The sequence below is a fragment of the Enterococcus sp. CSURQ0835 genome, assembly GCF_902706605.1.
Taxonomy (GTDB): Bacteria; Bacillota; Bacilli; order Lactobacillales; family Enterococcaceae; genus Enterococcus_A.
On sequence record NZ_CACSLH010000007.1, the window covers coordinates 1 to 17,539 of the forward strand.

At 42.6% G+C, this 17,539-nt stretch carries 19 protein-coding genes; 12 read left to right on the forward strand and 7 right to left on the reverse strand.

The window, feature by feature from the left end; all coding sequences use genetic code 11:
* Positions 1–127: 127 nt before the first annotated feature.
* Positions 128–619, reverse strand: coding sequence for a methylated-DNA--[protein]-cysteine S-methyltransferase (locus tag GVJ38_RS04315; protein WP_159721948.1), 492 nt, complete (start codon positions 617–619; stop codon positions 128–130).
* A 103-nt stretch (positions 620–722) separates the two neighbouring features.
* Here GVJ38_RS04315 and GVJ38_RS04320 point away from each other — a divergent pair, with 103 nt between their 5' ends.
* Genes GVJ38_RS04320 through GVJ38_RS04335 form a run of 4 tightly spaced genes read left to right on the forward strand, consistent with a single transcriptional unit; the run spans position 723 to position 4,140 of the window.
* Positions 723–2,105 (forward strand): bifunctional metallophosphatase/5'-nucleotidase, encoded by a 1,383-nt coding sequence (locus tag GVJ38_RS04320; RefSeq protein ID WP_159721949.1) that lies wholly within the window; start codon positions 723–725, stop codon positions 2,103–2,105.
* A 35-nt stretch (positions 2,106–2,140) separates the two neighbouring features.
* Positions 2,141–2,740 (forward strand): YutD family protein, encoded by a 600-nt coding sequence (locus tag GVJ38_RS04325; RefSeq protein WP_159721950.1) that lies wholly within the window; start codon positions 2,141–2,143, stop codon positions 2,738–2,740.
* A 4-nt stretch (positions 2,741–2,744) separates the two neighbouring features.
* A complete protein-coding gene (locus GVJ38_RS04330; RefSeq protein WP_159721951.1) occupies positions 2,745–3,521 on the forward strand; it encodes a TIGR01457 family HAD-type hydrolase in 777 nt (258 codons plus the stop codon).
* Entirely contained in the window at positions 3,508–4,140 is a 633-nt protein-coding gene (locus GVJ38_RS04335; RefSeq protein WP_442896010.1) for a TIGR01906 family membrane protein, read from the forward strand. Before GVJ38_RS04330 ends, GVJ38_RS04335 begins: the two co-directional genes overlap by 14 nt.
* A gap of 70 nt (positions 4,141–4,210) precedes the next feature.
* Here GVJ38_RS04335 and GVJ38_RS04340 read toward each other — a convergent pair whose 3' ends face one another.
* Complete coding sequence (locus GVJ38_RS04340) at positions 4,211–5,038, reverse strand: glucosaminidase domain-containing protein (RefSeq protein WP_159721953.1); 828 nt, start codon at positions 5,036–5,038, stop codon at positions 4,211–4,213.
* Between the two features lie 400 nt (positions 5,039–5,438).
* On the opposite strand from GVJ38_RS04340, the gene GVJ38_RS04345 reads away from it, so the two are divergent.
* Positions 5,439–5,666 (forward strand): hypothetical protein, encoded by a 228-nt coding sequence (locus GVJ38_RS04345; protein WP_159721954.1) that lies wholly within the window; start codon positions 5,439–5,441, stop codon positions 5,664–5,666.
* A 76-nt stretch (positions 5,667–5,742) separates the two neighbouring features.
* Here the strand turns inward: GVJ38_RS04345 and GVJ38_RS04350 are convergent, their stop codons facing one another.
* The gene (locus GVJ38_RS04350; protein ID WP_159721955.1) at positions 5,743–6,396 is read right to left on the reverse strand and encodes an aspartate/glutamate racemase family protein; all 654 of its coding nucleotides are present in this window, start codon (positions 6,394–6,396) and stop codon (positions 5,743–5,745) included.
* A gap of 136 nt (positions 6,397–6,532) precedes the next feature.
* Positions 6,533–7,798 (reverse strand): MFS transporter, encoded by a 1,266-nt coding sequence (locus tag GVJ38_RS04355; RefSeq protein WP_159721956.1) that lies wholly within the window; start codon positions 7,796–7,798, stop codon positions 6,533–6,535.
* 118 nt (positions 7,799–7,916) lie between these two features.
* Between GVJ38_RS04355 and dapB the strand changes: the two genes are divergently transcribed.
* Positions 7,917–8,714, forward strand: coding sequence for a 4-hydroxy-tetrahydrodipicolinate reductase (gene dapB, locus GVJ38_RS04360; RefSeq protein ID WP_159721957.1), 798 nt, complete (start codon positions 7,917–7,919; stop codon positions 8,712–8,714).
* 120 nt (positions 8,715–8,834) lie between these two features.
* On the opposite strand, the gene GVJ38_RS04365 is transcribed toward dapB, so the two are convergent.
* From GVJ38_RS04365 to GVJ38_RS04375, 3 genes are all read right to left on the reverse strand, one after another.
* Complete coding sequence (locus GVJ38_RS04365) at positions 8,835–10,040, reverse strand: hypothetical protein (protein ID WP_159721958.1); 1,206 nt, start codon at positions 10,038–10,040, stop codon at positions 8,835–8,837.
* Positions 10,041–10,055: 15 nt separating this feature from the next.
* A complete protein-coding gene (locus tag GVJ38_RS04370) occupies positions 10,056–10,391 on the reverse strand; it encodes a hypothetical protein (RefSeq protein WP_159721959.1) in 336 nt (111 codons plus the stop codon).
* A 110-nt stretch (positions 10,392–10,501) separates the two neighbouring features.
* The gene (locus GVJ38_RS04375; protein WP_159721960.1) at positions 10,502–11,482 is read right to left on the reverse strand and encodes an AraC family transcriptional regulator; all 981 of its coding nucleotides are present in this window, start codon (positions 11,480–11,482) and stop codon (positions 10,502–10,504) included.
* A gap of 129 nt (positions 11,483–11,611) precedes the next feature.
* Here GVJ38_RS04375 and GVJ38_RS04380 point away from each other — a divergent pair, with 129 nt between their 5' ends.
* The 6 genes from GVJ38_RS04380 (at position 11,612) to rhaM (ending at position 17,472) form a co-directional block, all read left to right on the forward strand.
* Positions 11,612–12,817, forward strand: coding sequence for an MFS transporter (locus GVJ38_RS04380; RefSeq protein WP_159721961.1), 1,206 nt, complete (start codon positions 11,612–11,614; stop codon positions 12,815–12,817).
* Between the two features lie 13 nt (positions 12,818–12,830).
* Complete coding sequence (rhaB, locus tag GVJ38_RS04385) at positions 12,831–14,294, forward strand: rhamnulokinase (RefSeq protein WP_159721962.1); 1,464 nt, start codon at positions 12,831–12,833, stop codon at positions 14,292–14,294.
* 17 nt (positions 14,295–14,311) lie between these two features.
* Positions 14,312–15,565 carry an L-rhamnose isomerase gene (rhaA, locus tag GVJ38_RS04390; protein ID WP_159721963.1) on the forward strand — a complete coding sequence of 418 codons (1,254 nt, stop codon included), beginning with the start codon at positions 14,312–14,314 and terminating at the stop codon, positions 15,563–15,565.
* Between the two features lie 101 nt (positions 15,566–15,666).
* The gene (rhaD, locus tag GVJ38_RS04395) at positions 15,667–16,518 is read left to right on the forward strand and encodes a rhamnulose-1-phosphate aldolase (protein ID WP_159721964.1); all 852 of its coding nucleotides are present in this window, start codon (positions 15,667–15,669) and stop codon (positions 16,516–16,518) included.
* Positions 16,519–16,529: 11 nt separating this feature from the next.
* On the forward strand, positions 16,530–17,144 hold the full coding sequence (locus GVJ38_RS04400; RefSeq protein WP_159721965.1) for a sugar O-acetyltransferase: 615 nt from the start codon (positions 16,530–16,532) through the stop codon (positions 17,142–17,144).
* A gap of 16 nt (positions 17,145–17,160) precedes the next feature.
* Positions 17,161–17,472 carry an L-rhamnose mutarotase gene (gene rhaM, locus GVJ38_RS04405; RefSeq protein WP_159721966.1) on the forward strand — a complete coding sequence of 104 codons (312 nt, stop codon included), beginning with the start codon at positions 17,161–17,163 and terminating at the stop codon, positions 17,470–17,472.
* The last annotated feature ends 67 nt before the right edge of the window (positions 17,473–17,539 follow it).

The window sequence follows — 17,539 nt, forward strand, 5'->3', positions numbered from 1 at the left end:
TATTCAATCCGTTGCTTCAAAAAGAAACCATATTCCAAGAAAATCACTAAATTACCGAACACCATTGGAAGTATTTTTGAGATGCATAGATAAAGATATATTGTCTAGCTTAATTTGACAAATCAGATTAGTTAAGTTTGTTTTCTTCCGCTGAACCAAGGGCAAAATTTTTTTCTAGTTCAAGCAATTGCGCTTTGATTTTTAAACCTGCTGGACTGGAACCTGTATAGCCGGTGAGTTGACCATTTTTACCGATGACTCGATGACAAGGAATGATGATGGGCAGCTGGTTGGCGCGATTAGCTTGACCGATGGCGCGAACAGCTTTGGGGCGGCCTATTTTTTCAGCGACAGCTTGATAACTCAGCGTCTGACCATAAGGAATCTGCTGGAGTGCCTGCCAGACATTTTTTTGAAAAGCAGTACCGCCTGTCACTTCAATCGGAACGGAAAAATCTTTTAGCTGACCTTTCAAATAACTTTCCAATTCTGTTTGCGCTTGTTGTAAGATCATTTGATTGGCTTGCGGATCTTCTGCAATCTCAGTGTAAGAGATAGCAGTTAACGCGGTTTGGTTAGCATCGAGCCATAAAGGACCTAAACGGGATTCAAATTGCATAGAAATTTCCTCCTTTTCTAGCAAAACGATTCGTCAAAACCGTACTTTAGCTGTGCCTATGTTACTATAGATGCGACAAAGATTGGATAAGGGACTGAAAGTTATGGAAAAAATTATTCTTTTACATACCAATGATCTTCATTCGCATCTGGAAAATTGGCCGAAGATCCGGCGTTTTTTACATGAACGACGAGCGGAGAAACAAGCGCAAAATAATTTTGTGATCACTGTTGACTTGGGGGATTTCGTTGATCGCTCGCATCCGTTGACTGAAGCGACAAACGGTCAAGCAAATGTGACCTTGATGAATCAGATCGGTTATGATGCGGTAACGATCGGAAACAATGAAGGTGTGGGCAATTCAAAATTTGATTTGAACCATTTGTATGACGAAGCGAACTTTGATGTGATCTTAGACAATCTCTATGACAAACAAACGTTGCAAGTCCCTGATTGGGCGCAACAATATAAAATTATGGAAAGCGCGGCGGGCACGAAGATCGGCTTGATCGGCTTCACCGCACCTTTTCCTTTGACCTATCATCCCAATGGCTGGGATATTCGGCAAGTGTTCGACATTTTACCGGATCTGGTGGCCAGCCTACGTCCCAAAGTCGATGTCTTAATTTTGTTGAGCCATTTAGGTGTGGGAGCTGATCGTAAAATCGCCAAAGAATTGCCCGCAATCGATGTCATCTTAGGTTCTCACACGCATCATTTATTTGAACACGGTGAACAAGACGGCCGCGTCCAACTAGCAGCAGCTGGGAAATACGGACGTTACGTAGGAGAAGTTCAAGTCGAACTAGATGATGCGCATCAGATCGTTCACACGCAAGCAGAAACATTTGCGACAGAAAAGATGTTAGAGCTGCCGGAAGATCAAGCAGAGATCACCGGCTATTTAAAAAAAGGCCATCACTTATTGGCGGAAGCAAAAGTAGCCGATGTGCCATTTAAATTGACGACTGCATTAGATAGTGAGCATCCTCTGATCGAAATTGCCTTAAAAGCTGTCAAAGAACGAGCCAAAACCGAGGCGGCGATCTTAAATAGCGGTTTGTTTTTAAAAGATATCCCTGCAGGACTTGTAGATCAAGATCAATTGCACACCGCGCTGCCGCATCCGATGCATTTGATTAAAGTTACGCTTTCAGGCAGTGATTTGATTCGGTTGATTTTAGAGATGGAAAAAAACCGCCACTTCTTATTGCATTTTCCAGTTTTAGGGATGGGGTTTCGTGGTAAAGTTTTTGGCCAACTCGTCTATGATGGAATCAGTTATGACGCGGTCAATCACATCGTCCGCTTTTTAGGAGAACCCGTTGATCCAGATGGAACGTATACTTTGGCGACGGTGGATCATTACATGTTCGTCCCATTTTTCCCAACGATCGAAATCGCAGGGCAAACGGAATTTTTATTTCCAGAATTCATTCGAAGTGTCGTAGCTGACTACTTAAATGCTCACTACCCAATCAAATAAAAACAAGGTATAATAACACACAGGTGGTGAAACGATTGACAACAGAAGAAAAACAGACTAAGACGGTCACCGATGAATTGACAGAAGTCTTAGATGAAATCAGCAAGACGCCAACTGAAACGAAAGAAAAGAAAAAAGGCGAGAGCGTGACCGTCGTGGATGAGAAAAATCTTTTGATCGGCGACCGCCAATATCATTTAGTTGCTAACTATCGTGAAGGGTTTGACCCAGAACGATTAGGCGAGCGTTTCAGTGAAGTGTTATCCCGCTATGATTATATCGTAGGGGATTGGGGCTATGAACAGTTACGGTTGAAAGGCTTTTTTGCAGCGGATGACCGCAAAGCAAGTCCCGAACAGCGGATCGATACGTTAGAAGATTATTTGTATGAGTATTGTAATTTTGGCTGTGCGTATTTCGTGATCGAACGGGTCGGCGGCAAGCGCACCCATCATCGAAAAAAACGCAAGAAAAAAGTAAAAGACAAGGCGTATACCGAAGAGAAAAAAGCGCCGGCTACTTCTGACAAGCCAAAGAAAAAAGCGGTGATCAAAAACCGCAAGCCAAAAGAAAAAACGGAGAGCAAAACGAAAGAAAATGATGGACGGTTTGTGATCCGGCAACGAGAAGAGTAAAGTGATGAACTATAAAGGTTATTTGATCGATTTAGACGGCACGATCTACCGCGGAAAAGAACCGATCCCGGCTGGTCGACGCTTTGTCGAACGTTTACAACAACGAAAGATCCCATTTTTATTTTTAACGAACAACACGACGAAAAGTCCTGAGACTGTCGCTTATCGACTGGAACATGAATTTGATATTTTTGTATCACCGGAAACAGTCTATACTGCGACCCTAGCGACGATCGATTTTATGAAAGCTGATGCGCGGGGCAAAAAAGTCTTTATCATTGGGGAGCCTGGCTTGATTGAGCCGGTCTTAGCCGCTGGTTTTACGTGGGAGGAAGAGCAGCCAGATTACGTCATTGTCGGATTAGACAATGCTGTCACCTATGAAAAATTTGCTAAAGCGACATTAGCGATCCAAAAAGGTGCTACGTTTATCGGAACGAATCCAGATAAAAATATTCCGACTGAGCGTGGGTTACTGCCGGGAGCTGGGGCGGTGATCGCGCTGGTGGAAGCCGCAACACAAACCAAACCAATCTTTATCGGTAAGCCGGAAGCGATCATTATGGATAAAGCAGTCGCGCTCTTACAATTGCAAAAATCAGATGTGTTGATGGTCGGAGATAATTATATGACCGACATCTCGGCTGGGATCAATAATGAGATCGATACGTTGCTTGTTTTGTCTGGTTTTACACCTAAATCCGCGGTACCGACATTACCAGTTGCGCCGACGTATGTCTTAGATTCATTAGATGAGTGGACTTTTGATGACGAAGCTTAAATGGCTCGAACGTCTCGGTCTAGTTTGCTGGGTCGTGACGTTGCTGACCTTTGCGATCACGGTGACGATCAATGTCCGTAGTTTATACGTTTTTGATATCGATCATTTGCAAATTTTGCACAATACGATATTGTCGAAAAAGGAATTGTTACACAATTTTGATCAGTTGATGGCGTACTTGAATCGTCCGTGGGTAGAAAAATTAGTCATGCGTGACTTTCCAGTTTCTAAAAGTGGTGCTTTCCATTTTTATGAAGTCAAAAAGTTATTCTTATTGAATTATGCACTGTTGTTTCTCAGTGTGATCCCCAGTGGCATTTATTTACGACACTTGAAAAAAACGAAACGGCTATGGACCCTTTATCAGCCGTTTCAACTTATCGCGGCGGTGCCGATCGTGATCGCATTTTTAATGGCAGTCAACTTTGATCGCTTTTTCGTGGCGTTCCATGGGATTTTTTTTCACAACAACGATTGGATCTTCAATCCAGCCACTGACCCGATCATCAATGTCTTACCGGAGACTTTTTTTCTCCATTGCTTCATTGTATTTTTTGTTCTGTTAGAAGGTCTATTGATCAGCCAGTTGTTGATTGGGCGACACGCGTTAAAAAAATAAGCAAAAAGGTTTGACTGCAAAAAGCAGTCAAACCTTTTTAGTTGTCCAGCGTTACGCCTTCAATCCGTTTTTAGACATTCAATTGTTGACCAGGTACGATGGTCGATGCTTGAGTCAACCCGTTTAAAGCTAACAGTTGTTGGAAGGTCAAGCCATTTTTTTGAGCTACGGTCCAAAGGGAATCCCCATTTTGCACCGTATAAGTTTGACCGCTGGCACTGGTGCTTGTAGCGGTAGTTGGAGCCGTTGTGTCAGTCGAGCCATAGCTTGTTCCAGTATCAAAGCGAGTCAAGTCATACGTTTGGATCAAGCTGATCAGTTGGCTGCCATAGTTAGGAGCTGTCGCATAGCGTCCAGTTAAATAGTGAGCAGCTTCTTGGTAATTGTTAGTGTGGCTTTTCCAAGCACCGGCGTAATTTGAACTAGCTAAGACGCCGACATGCCCAACAAAAGATTCATAGTAGCTGCTGTATTTAGAAAATGGTTCAGACATGGTCGTCCACTGACCGTTGACATATTCTTTTGTCGCCATGTAGACAGCTGGGCCGCCGCCGTATTCTTTGACGCCGAATAAATTATAATTCGGAGCTTGTGAGAGCGCAGATGAACCAAAGCCGCTTTCAAGTAACGCTTGTGCTACCATGATCGAAGCATATAGATCGTTGGCTGCTGCGACTTGCACGGCAGATTGGCCCAGTTGTTCGATCAAAGCTTGGTTGTTTTGAGTGCTGGCGATTTCAGCTGCTTGGGCATCGGTAGGACTTAGCGTGGTCAAAGTGGCCACAGCGGGTGCGACGGATAACGCAACACTCAGTAGTGAAGCACTTTGTTTCAAACGTTTTTGTTGCTGCTTTCGTTTGAAAAATAGACGCTCGGTTCGGGTCGTGAATGATTTCATCTTTTTTCCTCCAAAAATAAATCCAAATAAGTACAAAAGCAATTTAAAAAATTATACCGCATTTTGACAGTCGCAACAATAACTGTTGAAGTCTACTGAGAAAAATAATTTAGCCAGTGTTTGACAAAAAGACATAAAAGCTTCGAAAATAACAGCTGTTAAAAATGAAAAAAATGAGCTAAAATAAACAAAGAGCAAGATGAACTGGCTTTATTATTTTGCGACACAAGAGCGGTTAAGGGTGCATATTCCTTAGCTTGAATATTCGTTTGAATAAAACGATCAGCAAATAAAGATAAAACTAGATCGTCACAGCGTTCCTTCTTTAAGTAAAAAGAACACGCATCTTAATTTTTTTCAAGAAAGTGCGAGCTTTGTTGTAAGAAAGTGGGGGAATAAGATGAATGTCAAAATTACTTTTTACAATGAGGTAGATGGCAAGCAAGAGACGGGCGTTCAAAAACGTCTCATGTCTGATCCACCTCGAATTGGTGACGTTTTCGAGTTGAAGCGTAAAAACCAACGCGGAAAGTACCAAGTGTTTGAAGTTCAAAAACAAGACATCGGCTATGGTCTGGCGGAAAGCCGGATCTGTTTAGCAAAAGTCAAACCAATCAGTGAAAAGTAAGCTTGCTACCAGCAAAAAGCACAGACCGTTCATTCGATCTGTGCTTTTTACTGTGAAATTTTTAGGCTGGTCGGGTTTAAGCTAGCTGTGTTTTTAAAGTAGCTAATAAAATGTCGGCTGGGTCGATGCAAGGAATCGCTGTCTGTTTTTGATAATCCGCTAGAAAATACGGAAAATGTGTACAGCCGATCAAGATTGCTTCGACTTGGTTCGCTTGAAAAAATGTTGGAGTGTCTGACAAACCAAATGAGGTGACGATCGTTTGTGGTGGAATTTTTTGTTCGACGGCATTGACCCAATCTAAATTGGTCACGTTATACACTTGGATCGCTGGATTCGTTTGGACTAATTCACGTTCGATCCCGGCGGCTCCTTGGGCGTTAGCGGCTAAGACACCTAGCCTATGGTACTGAGCAGCTAGTTGGTGATACGCGTGAAACGGCGTTAAGATCGGCAAAGCAATCGCCTGAGCAAGTTCATCAAAATCGATCGCACCGCTCAATGAATTACAATAGACAAACACTTGCTCGGCACCTTGAGCCTTTAATGTTAGTAGTTGCTGTTTCACTCGTTGGTATTTTTTGGCATAAGGCAACGTTTGGAAAAAAGTTTGTTCATTTGGATTTTTGGAAACGGGTGCGAAAAATGTTTCGACCGGTAGCGCTTTGAGTAACTCGATTCCCATTTGAGTATCAACTGGTGTTCCGGCCATCACGGCGATTTTTTTCATCAAATCACCTCCTCGCTGAGATTTTGGCTTCATTTTACAGCGGAAAACGATTTTTAGCCAGTGCTTCGTTTTGCTAGAGGAATCATTTTAGCTTGAGCTAGCTGAGTAATAAAAAAGTGATGACTGTTAACTTAGCTCAGTCTTTTACTTGTTCAGCTTGAGCGATTTTTTGTTGCAGTTGTTGGTCATAGGTTCGTACGCGCGGAATCAAACAGGCGACTATCCCACAAACTAATGTGCCGATTCCGGCCAGTAAAAACATTTTTTCGACGCCAAACTGATCGGCAAGCGGGCCGGCAAAAATCAAGCCGACTGGACCGGTGATGCTCATCAGCGAATTCAAGACCCCTAAGACACGGCCTAAATATTTTGGTTCATAACTTTGCTGGATCATCGCCATCAAAAGCGTATTGAAAAACGGTGTGCTGAAGCCTGCAATCAGATTCAAGCCGATGAACCACTTGAAGCCCAGTTGATCACCAGGTAAAATTCCGCTAGTACCAATCGTGATTCCTAAAACAAAAAAAGCGATTAAAACAGGTTTCATCCGATCGCGCCATTTACCGAAGATCCCAACAAAGGTACCGCCTAAAAGCATGCCGACTGAATAGATGACTTCGATCAAGCCAGCTTGGGCGACTGTCCCGTTGAAATAATCCATCGTCATAAGGGGGTAAAGGCTAACGGCTGGCATGAATAGTAAGGTAAAGATCGCTTCGATCAACGTGATCAACCAAAGTCCACGATTTTCCCGCAGCTTTTGTAACCCGACTTGACTGTCGGCTAAGAGGTGGATCGTTTCACCTTGAGAAGTGATTTGGGGAATCGTCACCAATAGCAGTAAGCCAACGCCAAAAAAAGCGCCCAAGACATCCAGTAAAATCAAAAAATTCATGGGCACAGCGGCAAATAAAAAAGCGCCTAGAGCGGGTGCGATAATGTAATTAGCGGATTGAACGATTCCTAATTGTCCATTGACTCGTGTAAGCTCAGCTTCTGGCACCATCGTTGGCAAAATCGATTGGATCGTCGGCAGCTGAAAAGTTTGAGCGATCGCTCGCATCAAAAGTGAAATGAAAACGAGCCACAGTGGAAATTCAGTTGCGATCGTCCCAACGATCGCCAAGATCAAAGCGAAGATTGCAACGATGATGTCGGTTGCGATCAAGATTTTTTTCTTGTTCCAACGATCGACGAACGGTCCGACAAATGGTGAGAGCAAAACTAACGGCAACATCCCCAAGAGGGTGGCGAAACTCAAAATAGTCGCTGAGCCGGTGATTTTAGTCAAATGCCAAATGATCGCGTACTGCACGATCATACTCGTGATCCCAGATAAAAATTGGCCGCCTAAAAAGAAATTGATGTTGCGACGCCAATGAAGGGGGAATTTTTCGGTCATAGTTTTTCTCCTTAAAAAGATAGTCACTTCAGTTTACCTGACAAAAGAGGACAAAACAATTTATAATTGAATCGGAGCTGCGAACGTTGCGGTAAAAAATGAAGGTAGGAGTGAAGGCATGAAAGTTATTATTATTGGACCTCATGGCAATATGGGGCAGTGGATCACCAGGATCGCAAATGAACGGAAAGATTTTGAGATCGTAGGTGCAGTTGGTCCTAAGGGGCGAGACTACATCGGACAAGACTTAGGACAAGTGGCGCGGGTCGGGCAAGATCTGAAAATTTTAGTCACAGATGAATTGGAAAAAGTAATCATGCAAGGGGATGTGATCATCGACTTTTCAACCCGTGAGATGAGTCTCGATGTTTTACGTTTGGCTGTGGCCTATCAAGTGCCATTAGTTTGCGGGACAACGGGTTTTTCGTCAGAAGAAAAAGCGCGTTTCACGAAAGCCGGTGAAAAGATCCCAGTGTTACTTGCCGCTAACACCTCACGCTTTGTTTATATCTTGCGCCAGTTAGTAGCGGAAGCGACTGAACAGATCGGAAAACAAAGTGATATCGAGATCGTCGAGATGCATGATCGTTGGAAAAAAGATGCGCCTAGCGGAACAGCCGAAGAGTTAGGAGAGGTGATCGCTGGTAAATTAGGAACGGATCTAGCTGAGTTGGCGGTTTATGATCGCCACCAGCAAACCCAACGCCACGAGCATGAGATCGGCTATCATTCATTGCGACTAGGAAATGCTTCTAGCAGTCATAGCGTTTATTTTGGTGGAATCGGTGAGCGGCTAGAACTTACCCATCATTCGTATGATTTTTCTAGCTTTGCCAAAGGTGCATGTGATTGTGCCGCCTTTTTAGTCAAACAATCGGTAAGTAATTACACTGTGGAAGATGTTTTTAAAAATTAAACGAAAGACTAACAGCCCGTCAGATCGAGTTTTGATCTGGCGGGCTGTTGTTGTTTATTCAGAAACTTTTTCAGTGCTAAAAAGTAAAAACTGAAGAAGTACCGTTTACTTGATATGCTATTAATAGAGCAAATCATAGGCAAAGTTAAAAAAGTTTTGTGGTGCGTTGCCTTTTGGTGCGATCTTTTCGGCACCGGCTAACCAGTGTTCAAATTCTTTTTGACTGGGTACAGGTTTTGCGGCGGGCAACTGAGCAGGATTGGCAACTTTTTGTAACAACGTCAAAGGAGTCGTCTCACCATCTTGCGCTAATGTTTTTTTCCACGCATTCGGGTCTTCGTGTTTTTCTTTTGCCAAACGATCTAACAAGATTCCAGCATAAGCTCCGATCGCGTAGCCTTCGATCACGGCGCCGCTGTCACGGTAAGCGGGATTGTCATCTTTTAATAAAAGCGACAAAGCTTGTTGCACATCGGCTTCAGTTTTGATTTGTTGTGGGTAGCCGGCATACAAACTGGCTTTCAATTCATAATAATACGCTGAACCCTCTAGCCGATCACTTAACAAAGTGGCACGGGCATCTCGGGGATTCTTTTTTTGATAATCTGCATAAGTCGCGAGCGCATCGTTCAAATGTTCCGTTTGTCTAGCTGGTTCACTGATCGCTAAAGCCAATTGCTGTTGCAAGAGCATCCGTTTTTTGCGCGCTGCCGTATCAGTGTCGCGTTCATCGCGCTCACGGTTGCCAAATTTTGAAGTTGCCCATTTTTCTTGCGGTAACGCGTGGAACAATTCATGTGCAAATGTGATAAAAGGGTCATAAGTTCCTAAGTGTTCATAACGCTGAAAAGTATAAAAGTTTGTCAACGCATTCGGGTCGATTGGTAAGTAGGCCCCTGATACGCCATTAGTTGAAATCTTAGACCAGCCGCCATTCGTAGCAGGTCCCGCGATGTGATATTTTTTTAGTTCAGTTGCAGAAAGTGGTTTGAGCTGTCCCGTTGGGGTGATCAGTTGCGCTTTTTGAGTTGTGACATCTTGTGTGATGACAGCTTGATTGATTTCATTGTTGTCCGGCCAAAGTTCGGGCGCTTTTTGATTATAGATTTTGACTTGTTCAGCGAGAACCTTGAGATAAGCGGCAGTGGTTTGCGGCTGTTTGTGACTAGCAGCCCCGAGTGAAAAATTTTTGTTTTCAATTTTAGGAATCGTTGCCTGATGAGCGACAGGCATTGGGAAAACGATCCGATGACCAATAAAGACAAGTGCGTAAATAAGGGCAACTAGCGCCACTGAGAATAGAAAAATTTTTTTCAAACGTTTCATGGTCAACTCCTCCGTTTAAGAAAGAAAAAGTTTGATCCCATAATAGACATTGTAAAGTCCTAAGATCAAATCGACTAATAGTACGACACCGAGAAATAAAAGCGAGCCAACGCCCAGTGATTGCATAAATGTATCGCTGTTTCCAAAGGCTAGACCTAGACTACCGATGACGATCGCTAAGCCAATTGTTAAAACGAGCGGGATCAAGTGCAGTTTAAACGCGCGACCAGCATGGTAGTGAGAAGTCGTATTTTTGGGCGTTAAGAGCCAAACGATAAAAGGAAAGAAAAAAGGCGCGAATAAAATGGAGATATAAGATAAACCATCTAAGATCTTGTTTTCAGATTGCATGGGAATTCCTCCTAAAAAATAAATTTGTAGTTGAGATCATCATACCAAGGCCAAACATTTCTCGCTACTTTAAAGGCGTCAGCTGACAAAACTGTTCGTTTACTGTCACCTTAACGCAAGTGGCGGATCTCTTTTGGTGTTGCACCGAAGTAATCCCGATACTTTTTGTAAAATTGCGTTTTGTTTGAGTAGCCGACAAATTCTGCGATTGTTTCGATGGCTGCATCAGTAGTCAAAACGAGTCGATGCGCTTCATTTAACCGTTGCAACGTGACTAACTCTTTAAAGGTCTTACCGGTTTTTTCTTTGATCATATTGGAAAGATAATTTTTATTGTAGCCAAACTCAGCTGCTAAATCTAACAAGGTCAGTTTCCGATAATCGTTTTCGATCCGCTGTAAGACTTTGATCATGAAGTCGGCATCTTGAACGCCGTGGTAGATTTTTTCCAATTGAGAGTGATAGACCCGTGACAATTGTAAAAATAAAATCTGCGTATAGGCATCCATGATCTCTTTAGTCAGCCGCTTGGGTTCATGAAATTCATGCATCATCTGTTCAAAAGTTGTTTGGATCTCAGGATGCTCGGTTAGATCCAACACTAAAAAATTATCATTATAGTTATTGCCTAAGATCGCACTCATCAAAAAATTATATGTCAAGCCCGCACTGCGCGTATCGATTCGTTTCAAGAGGTCGATATTTAATTCTTTCGTTCGAAATAAAAAATTGATCAACAAGTCATTCGGTCCTAAAGCCGCTAGTTCGTGTTCGCTGTTCGTATCCAATAATAAAAGTTGCTTTTCTTTCAAGCGCAATTCTTTTCCGTTGACGACTTGCTGCGATTCACCTGCCAGCATGTAATTGAATTCTAAAAATTGATGGGAATGCAGTGGGTAAGGAGCAAAACGTCGGTGTTTACGGATCAAGATATTTTGCGAATCGTAAAATAATTTATCGTGTATCACGAGAGATTGTGAATCATTGGTTAAATTTTCTTCTTCAAATTCTTTTGCAAAGATGCCAGTTTCTTTTTGTTTGATCTCGAGTTTATCTAAGGGAAGAAAAATGTCTTTAATCGTTTGGCCCATTTTATCATCACCTGTATTTTTGTTAGTTTTATTATAACTTTCTGATATTGTCTGTCAACGTGATCCAGCTTAAACTAGAAACATATTAAGCGATGTAAACGAATTCAAAAAAAGAGAGGAATGTATCAAATGAACAAAAAAGGGTTGATGAAGTTTTCACTACTGTCGATTTCACTCGTGTTGACTTCGAATACGGCAATCGCGTCCGCATTGCCAATGATGTTGGGCTATTATAAGAATCAGCCGCAGTCATCTGTAGAACTGTTAATGACGATCCCGCAAGCAAGCGTTGTCATTTTTATCGCGTTAAGTAGTATCATTGCGAAAAAGATTGGACAGAAAAAAACCGTCTTGATCGGTTTGATCTTGGCAGGGGTGTCAGGTGTCTTACCAGTCGTCACGTCAAATTTTTATTTGTTGATGATTTCACGAATCGCGTTAGGTGCCGGCTTTGGACTTTTTAATTCACTTGCGGTCAGCATGATCAGTGAATTTTTCGACGGTGATGAAGCTGCGACATTGATCGGGTTCCAATCAGCTTTCCAAGGGTTGGGGGCAGCCGTGATGACTTTTGCGGCCGGTCACTTATTAAACTTCGGTTGGCAACGGGCATTTCTCGTTTATCTGATCATTATTCCGATCATTTTCTTATTCATGATGTTTGTACCAGAGCCACCTAAAGCTGCGAAAGCCGCGGAAGAAGCGCTGGATCAGCCAACAACGAAAACTAAATTAAGCACAACGACGATCGGTTACGGGATCTTGTTACTTCTCTTATGTGTCTTGTACATGATCGTAGCTGTTAAATTATCATTGTTCATCACAACAAATGGTATCGGCACAGCATCGAATGCTGGAACGATTCTTTCATTCATGCAAGTTGCTAACATGGTCACTGGTTTCTTATTCGGTCTGATTTTCAAAAAATTGAAAGCCTTCACATTACCAGTTTCATTTTTCATCATGGCAGCCGCACTTGTCTTGATCTTAGTTTCAAAAAGTTTGTTTTTAACCGGGATCGGCGCAGCACTAAACGGCGTAGCCTTTGCATTGTTTGTTCCGTACATCTTCAATGATGCAAATTCAAAAGTTTCTCAAAGTGCTAAAGCAAGCACGACCTCTTTCATTTTAGTCTTAGCTAACATCGGAAACTTCGCCTCGCCTTATGGCCATAAGTTTTTAGAATTATTTGGTCTAGGTGACAACGGTTTACAAAATATTTTCTTAAACGGCAGCATCATTATGGTCGTGTTAGGCATTATTTTCACCTTACTTTCACTTAAAAAAAAATCGACTAAATCAGACAACGACTTGAACGTTGCAGAACAAAATTAGGAGGCAGCAATCAATGGAATATATCGCAATTGATATCGGAGCTTCGAGTGGTCGCTTGATTCGTGCACACTTCAAAGGCTTAGGTGGTTTTGAATTAGAAGAGCTCCACCGGTTTAAAAATGGATTTGAAAATAAAGGCGGCACTGATTATTGGAACTTCAATCATTTAGTGAATGAGATCTTAAAAGGCTTGGAAAAAGTCAAACAAGCAGGTATCACGGAATGTTACGTGGGGATCGATACGTGGGGCGTTGACTATGGTTTGTTAGATAAAGCAGGTAATTTGATCAGTGATCCCGTCAGTTATCGGGACAGTCGGACTCAAAATGCGATCGCTGACTTTGCGAAAAAAATGTCACTGGAAACATTGTACGAAAAAACGGGGATTCAGTTGCAGCCATTCAACACTGTTTTTCAATTATTCGTTGAAGACCAAGCAAAATTAGCGCAAGCCGATAAATTATTATTGATGCCGGATCTACTGGGATACATTTTTACCGGCAATGCGGTCACCGAAAAAACCAATGCATCGACTATGCAATTGTTGAATTTAAAAACGCGCAAGTGGGATCAAGACATTTTAGATGTTGTGGGAGTAAGCGAAGACTTGTTCCCAACGATCACTGAACCAGGACAAATCTTAGGTGAGTTACAAGCTGAAAAATTCAGTGACTATGATTTACCAAAAGCAAAGTTCATTACGATCGCTTCTCATGACACGGCTTCAGCAGTCGTTGGTACACCAGCGCACGGCGAAGACTGGGCATATATCAGTTCTGGTACATGGTCGTTGATGGGGGTTGAAATCCCTGAAGGTATCTCAACACAAAAAGCTTTCGATTCGAACTTCACGAATGAGTGGGGCGTTCAAGGAACGATCCGCTTCTTGAAAAATATTATGGGGATGTGGTTGATCCAAGAAGTGGCACGGATGCAAGAGTACCAATACAGTTTCCCTGAGCTAGCCGAGTTAGCTAGCCAAGAAGAACCTTTCCAACAATTCGTTGACGTTAATGATGCGCGCTTTTTAAATCCAGCAAACATGATCGAAGCGTTGCAAGCGTATTGTCGTGAGACGAATCAAAAAGTACCACAAACACCCGGGGAACTTGCTCGTTGTGTCTATGACAACTTAGCTTTGTGTTATGCCGTTGAATTAGAAAATCTAGAAAAAATCACTGGTCGCAAGATCAACAAACTGCACATCGTCGGTGGCGGTTCCAATAATAAAATGTTGAACCAATTGACTGCCGATGTTTGTGAGATCGAAGTGGAAGCTGGACCAGGAGAAGCAACTGCGATCGGAAATCTAATGGTGCAAATCATCGCCACTCACGGCTATGGCACGTTGGAACAAGCCCGGGAAGATATTCGCAATTGTGTGGAACTAGAAGCGTATTGTCCACAAACGTCTGAAACAGTTAGTCAAGCGTTGACTGAGTTTAAAAGCTTTATCAATAAAAAACAATTAGTTTAAAAGGAGAGAAAAAAATTATGTCAGATGTACAAAAACGTTATGAAGAAGCAAAAGCACGCTATGCTGCGATCGGTGTCGATACGGATCAAGCGTTAAAAAAATTAGAACAGATCAAAATCTCAATGCATTGCTGGCAAGGCGATGATGTAACAGGTTTCTTAAATCCTGATGGCGAATTAACGGGTGGGATCATGGCAACGGGGAACTATCCAGGTGCAGCCCATACGCCCGCTCAATTACGAGAAGATTTAGAAAAAGCTTACTCATTGATCCCAGGAAAACATAAATTGAATTTACATGCGATCTACTTAGACACGGATGAAAAAGTTGACTTAAATGAAATCGAACCAAAACATTTCACACTATGGGTCGACTGGGCTAAAGAACAAGGCGTTGGTTTAGACTTCAACCCAACTTTCTTCTCACACCCAATGATGAAAGATGGTTATACATTGGCTCACCCAGATAAAGAAGTACGTGACTTCTGGATCGAACACGGCAAACGCGCCCGCAAGATCGCAGAATACTTCGGGAAAGAATTAGGCCAAACCTGTATCGATAACTTCTGGGTTCCAGATGGTATGAAAGACAACCCGATCGATCGGTTGAGCCCACGTCGTCGCCTGATGGAATCATTAGATGAGATCTTTGCAGAAGAAGTCAACGAAGCGTACACCCAAGATGCAGTCGAAAGTAAATTATTCGGTCTAGGTGCTGAAGCGTATACTGCAGGTTCCCATGAGTTTTACATGGGCTATGGTTTGACACGCGATAAATTGATCTGTCTTGATGCGGGTCACTTCCATCCAACAGAAGTGATCTCAAACAAACTTTCTTCATTAGCACTCTTTTCTAAAGGAATCATGCTCCACGTGTCACGCCCAGTTCGTTGGGACTCTGACCATGTTGTGATCATGGATGACGAATTGCAAGAAATCGGTAAAGAAATTGTGCGCAATGATCTATTAGACAAAACAAACATCGGCTTAGACTTCTTTGATGCAACGATCAACCGGGTCGTAGCTTGGGTCGTAGGTACTCGGAACACCCAAAAAGCATTATTAAAAGCGATGTTAGAACCAACGCAAGAATTAAAAGACATGGAAGATAAATTCGATTTCACTTCACGCATGGTTTATACCGAAGAATTGAAAGACTATCCTTACGGCGATGTTTGGAATTACTTCTGTGAACAAAACAATGTACCAGTTGGTTTGGACTGGTTGAAAGAAGTTCGTCAGTACGAACAAGATGTTCAATTAAAACGCTAAAACTAAATTTTGCGGCTACGACAGAAAAGTTCTGTCGTACCCGCTTTTCCGTGAAGGACTGAAAATTTTTCAGTCAGCTCATTTAGCATAAACGGACGTAAATGCGCCCGATAAAAAATGGAGGCATTATTGTGAGTAAAAATATTTTAGAAGCACCTTTTGTAAAAGAAATGGTCGAAGTGACGACTAATCTTTATCATCATGGTTGGGATGAACGAAACGGCGGAAACGTCACGTACTTGTTAGATGAAAAAGCGGTCACTGAATATTTAGATCCGACAAAAGTTGTGCGCAATATTCCGATGGACTTTGATGGTTCTGCGATCAAAGGAAAATATTTCATCGTGACCGGTTCAGGAAAATATTTTAAAAATGTCAAAAATGATCCCGCCTGTAATTTAGGTGTGTTGCGGGTAGCCGATGATGGTCAAAGTGTTGATTTGTTGTGGGGCTATACTGATGGCGGCAAACCGACGAGTGAATTGCCAGCTCATTTGATGAGTCACATCGCACGTCTTTCCGTTGATCCAGAAAATCGGATCGTGATGCATTGTCACGCGACGCATTTATTAGCGATGACATTCTCCCATGATTTAGATCCACGAGCGTTCACGCGGACATTATGGCAAATGTGTACCGAATGTCTCGTTGTTTTCCCAGAGGGGGTCTCGGTGATTCCTTGGTTGATCCCAGGCTCAAATGAGATCGGCAAAGCGACCGCTGAAAAAATGAAAGAAACTCGATTAGTCATGTGGCCGCAACATGGAGTTTACGGTGTGGGACGTGATATGGATGAAGTGTACGGCTTGATCGAAACGGCAGAAAAAGCGGCTCAAGTCTATACGTATGTGCAAGCGCAAGGCGGCATCAAACAAACTTTGACGGATGAAAACTTGAAAAAATTAGCGGATGCATTCGGGGTAACACCACGCGCAGGCTATTTGAATTTATAAGAGGTGAAGGCATGACCAGTAATTTAGCAAAAATGATCGCAGGAGATGTCTACGAACAAGATGAAGAGTTGTTGAAGGTGCGACTCGACATGCGTGATCATTTATTTGCGTTTAATCACACGCAACCACGAAAAATGGCTGAGCGTAAACAATTGATCAAACAGATCTTTGGTCAGACCGGAGAAGAATTATTTGTGGAGCAACCGTTTCATTGTGATTACGGGTTCAACATCACCGTGGGGGAAAATTTTTTGGCAAATGCCAATTGCATATTATTAGATGTTTGTCCGATCACGATCGGTGACGATTGTCTCTTAGCGCCAAATGTCGGTATTTACACGGCTGGTCATGCACTTGATCCTGAATTGCGGCGTCAACACGCTGAGTATGGCGCGCCAGTTACGATCGGCAACAATGTTTGGATCGGAGCCGGCTCGATCGTGTTGCCAGGTGTTACGATCGGGGATGATGTCGTGATCGGAGCGGGCAGTCTCGTGACTAAAGATATCCCAGCTGGTGTGTTAGCAGCGGGACATCCTTGTAAGGTCATTCGCGAGTTTGATGAGCGGGACAAAGTTTATTATTTCAAAGATAAAAAATATCCAGCTGAGTATCAAAAGCTGTGACAGACAGGAGTAAAAAATGATCAAAAAAGCAGTGCGGATGAAATTATATCCAGGGTTGAAAGAAGAATACGCAAAACGACATGATGAATTATGGCCAGAGATGCGCGAGATGTTAAAAGAGCACGGCGCGATCAGCTACTCGATCTTTTTAGATCCCGAAACGGATTATTTATTTGGTTACTTAGAGATCGAAGACGAAGGTAAATGGGCAAGCGTGCCTGACACTGAGATCAATCGCAAGTGGTGGGATTATATGAAAGACATGATGGAAACAAATCCTGACCATTCGCCAGTCAGTGTAGAGTTGGAACAAGTTTTTGAATTGTAGCAGTAACTAAAAAAGCGCAAGTCGCTTTTTTAGTGTTTAACATGTGAAACTAGACACAAAAATTTAA

Bases quoted from the DNA above. Each gene is read 5' to 3' on its own strand.
- GVJ38_RS04345 (WP_159721954.1), top strand. From the start codon at position 5,439: ATGAATGTCAAAATTACTTTTTACAATGAGGTAGATGGCAAGCAAGAG.
- GVJ38_RS04380 (WP_159721961.1), top strand. From the start codon at position 11,612: ATGAACAAAAAAGGGTTGATGAAGTTTTCACTACTGTCGATTTCACTC.
- rhaM (WP_159721966.1), top strand. From the start codon at position 17,161: ATGATCAAAAAAGCAGTGCGGATGAAATTATATCCAGGGTTGAAAGAA.
- GVJ38_RS04335 (WP_442896010.1), top strand. From the start codon at position 3,508: ATGACGAAGCTTAAATGGCTCGAACGTCTCGGTCTAGTTTGCTGGGTC.
- rhaA (WP_159721963.1), top strand. From the start codon at position 14,312: ATGTCAGATGTACAAAAACGTTATGAAGAAGCAAAAGCACGCTATGCT.
- GVJ38_RS04370 (WP_159721959.1), bottom strand. From the start codon at position 10,391: ATGCAATCTGAAAACAAGATCTTAGATGGTTTATCTTATATCTCCATT.
- GVJ38_RS04320 (WP_159721949.1), top strand. From the start codon at position 723: ATGGAAAAAATTATTCTTTTACATACCAATGATCTTCATTCGCATCTG.
- GVJ38_RS04355 (WP_159721956.1), bottom strand. From the start codon at position 7,798: ATGACCGAAAAATTCCCCCTTCATTGGCGTCGCAACATCAATTTCTTT.
- GVJ38_RS04375 (WP_159721960.1), bottom strand. From the start codon at position 11,482: ATGGGCCAAACGATTAAAGACATTTTTCTTCCCTTAGATAAACTCGAG.
- GVJ38_RS04400 (WP_159721965.1), top strand. From the start codon at position 16,530: ATGACCAGTAATTTAGCAAAAATGATCGCAGGAGATGTCTACGAACAA.
- GVJ38_RS04365 (WP_159721958.1), bottom strand. From the start codon at position 10,040: ATGAAACGTTTGAAAAAAATTTTTCTATTCTCAGTGGCGCTAGTTGCC.
- GVJ38_RS04350 (WP_159721955.1), bottom strand. From the start codon at position 6,396: ATGAAAAAAATCGCCGTGATGGCCGGAACACCAGTTGATACTCAAATG.
- GVJ38_RS04330 (WP_159721951.1), top strand. From the start codon at position 2,745: ATGAACTATAAAGGTTATTTGATCGATTTAGACGGCACGATCTACCGC.
- GVJ38_RS04340 (WP_159721953.1), bottom strand. From the start codon at position 5,038: ATGAAATCATTCACGACCCGAACCGAGCGTCTATTTTTCAAACGAAAG.
- rhaB (WP_159721962.1), top strand. From the start codon at position 12,831: ATGGAATATATCGCAATTGATATCGGAGCTTCGAGTGGTCGCTTGATT.
- GVJ38_RS04315 (WP_159721948.1), bottom strand. From the start codon at position 619: ATGCAATTTGAATCCCGTTTAGGTCCTTTATGGCTCGATGCTAACCAA.
- rhaD (WP_159721964.1), top strand. From the start codon at position 15,667: ATGCGCCCGATAAAAAATGGAGGCATTATTGTGAGTAAAAATATTTTA.
- dapB (WP_159721957.1), top strand. From the start codon at position 7,917: ATGAAAGTTATTATTATTGGACCTCATGGCAATATGGGGCAGTGGATC.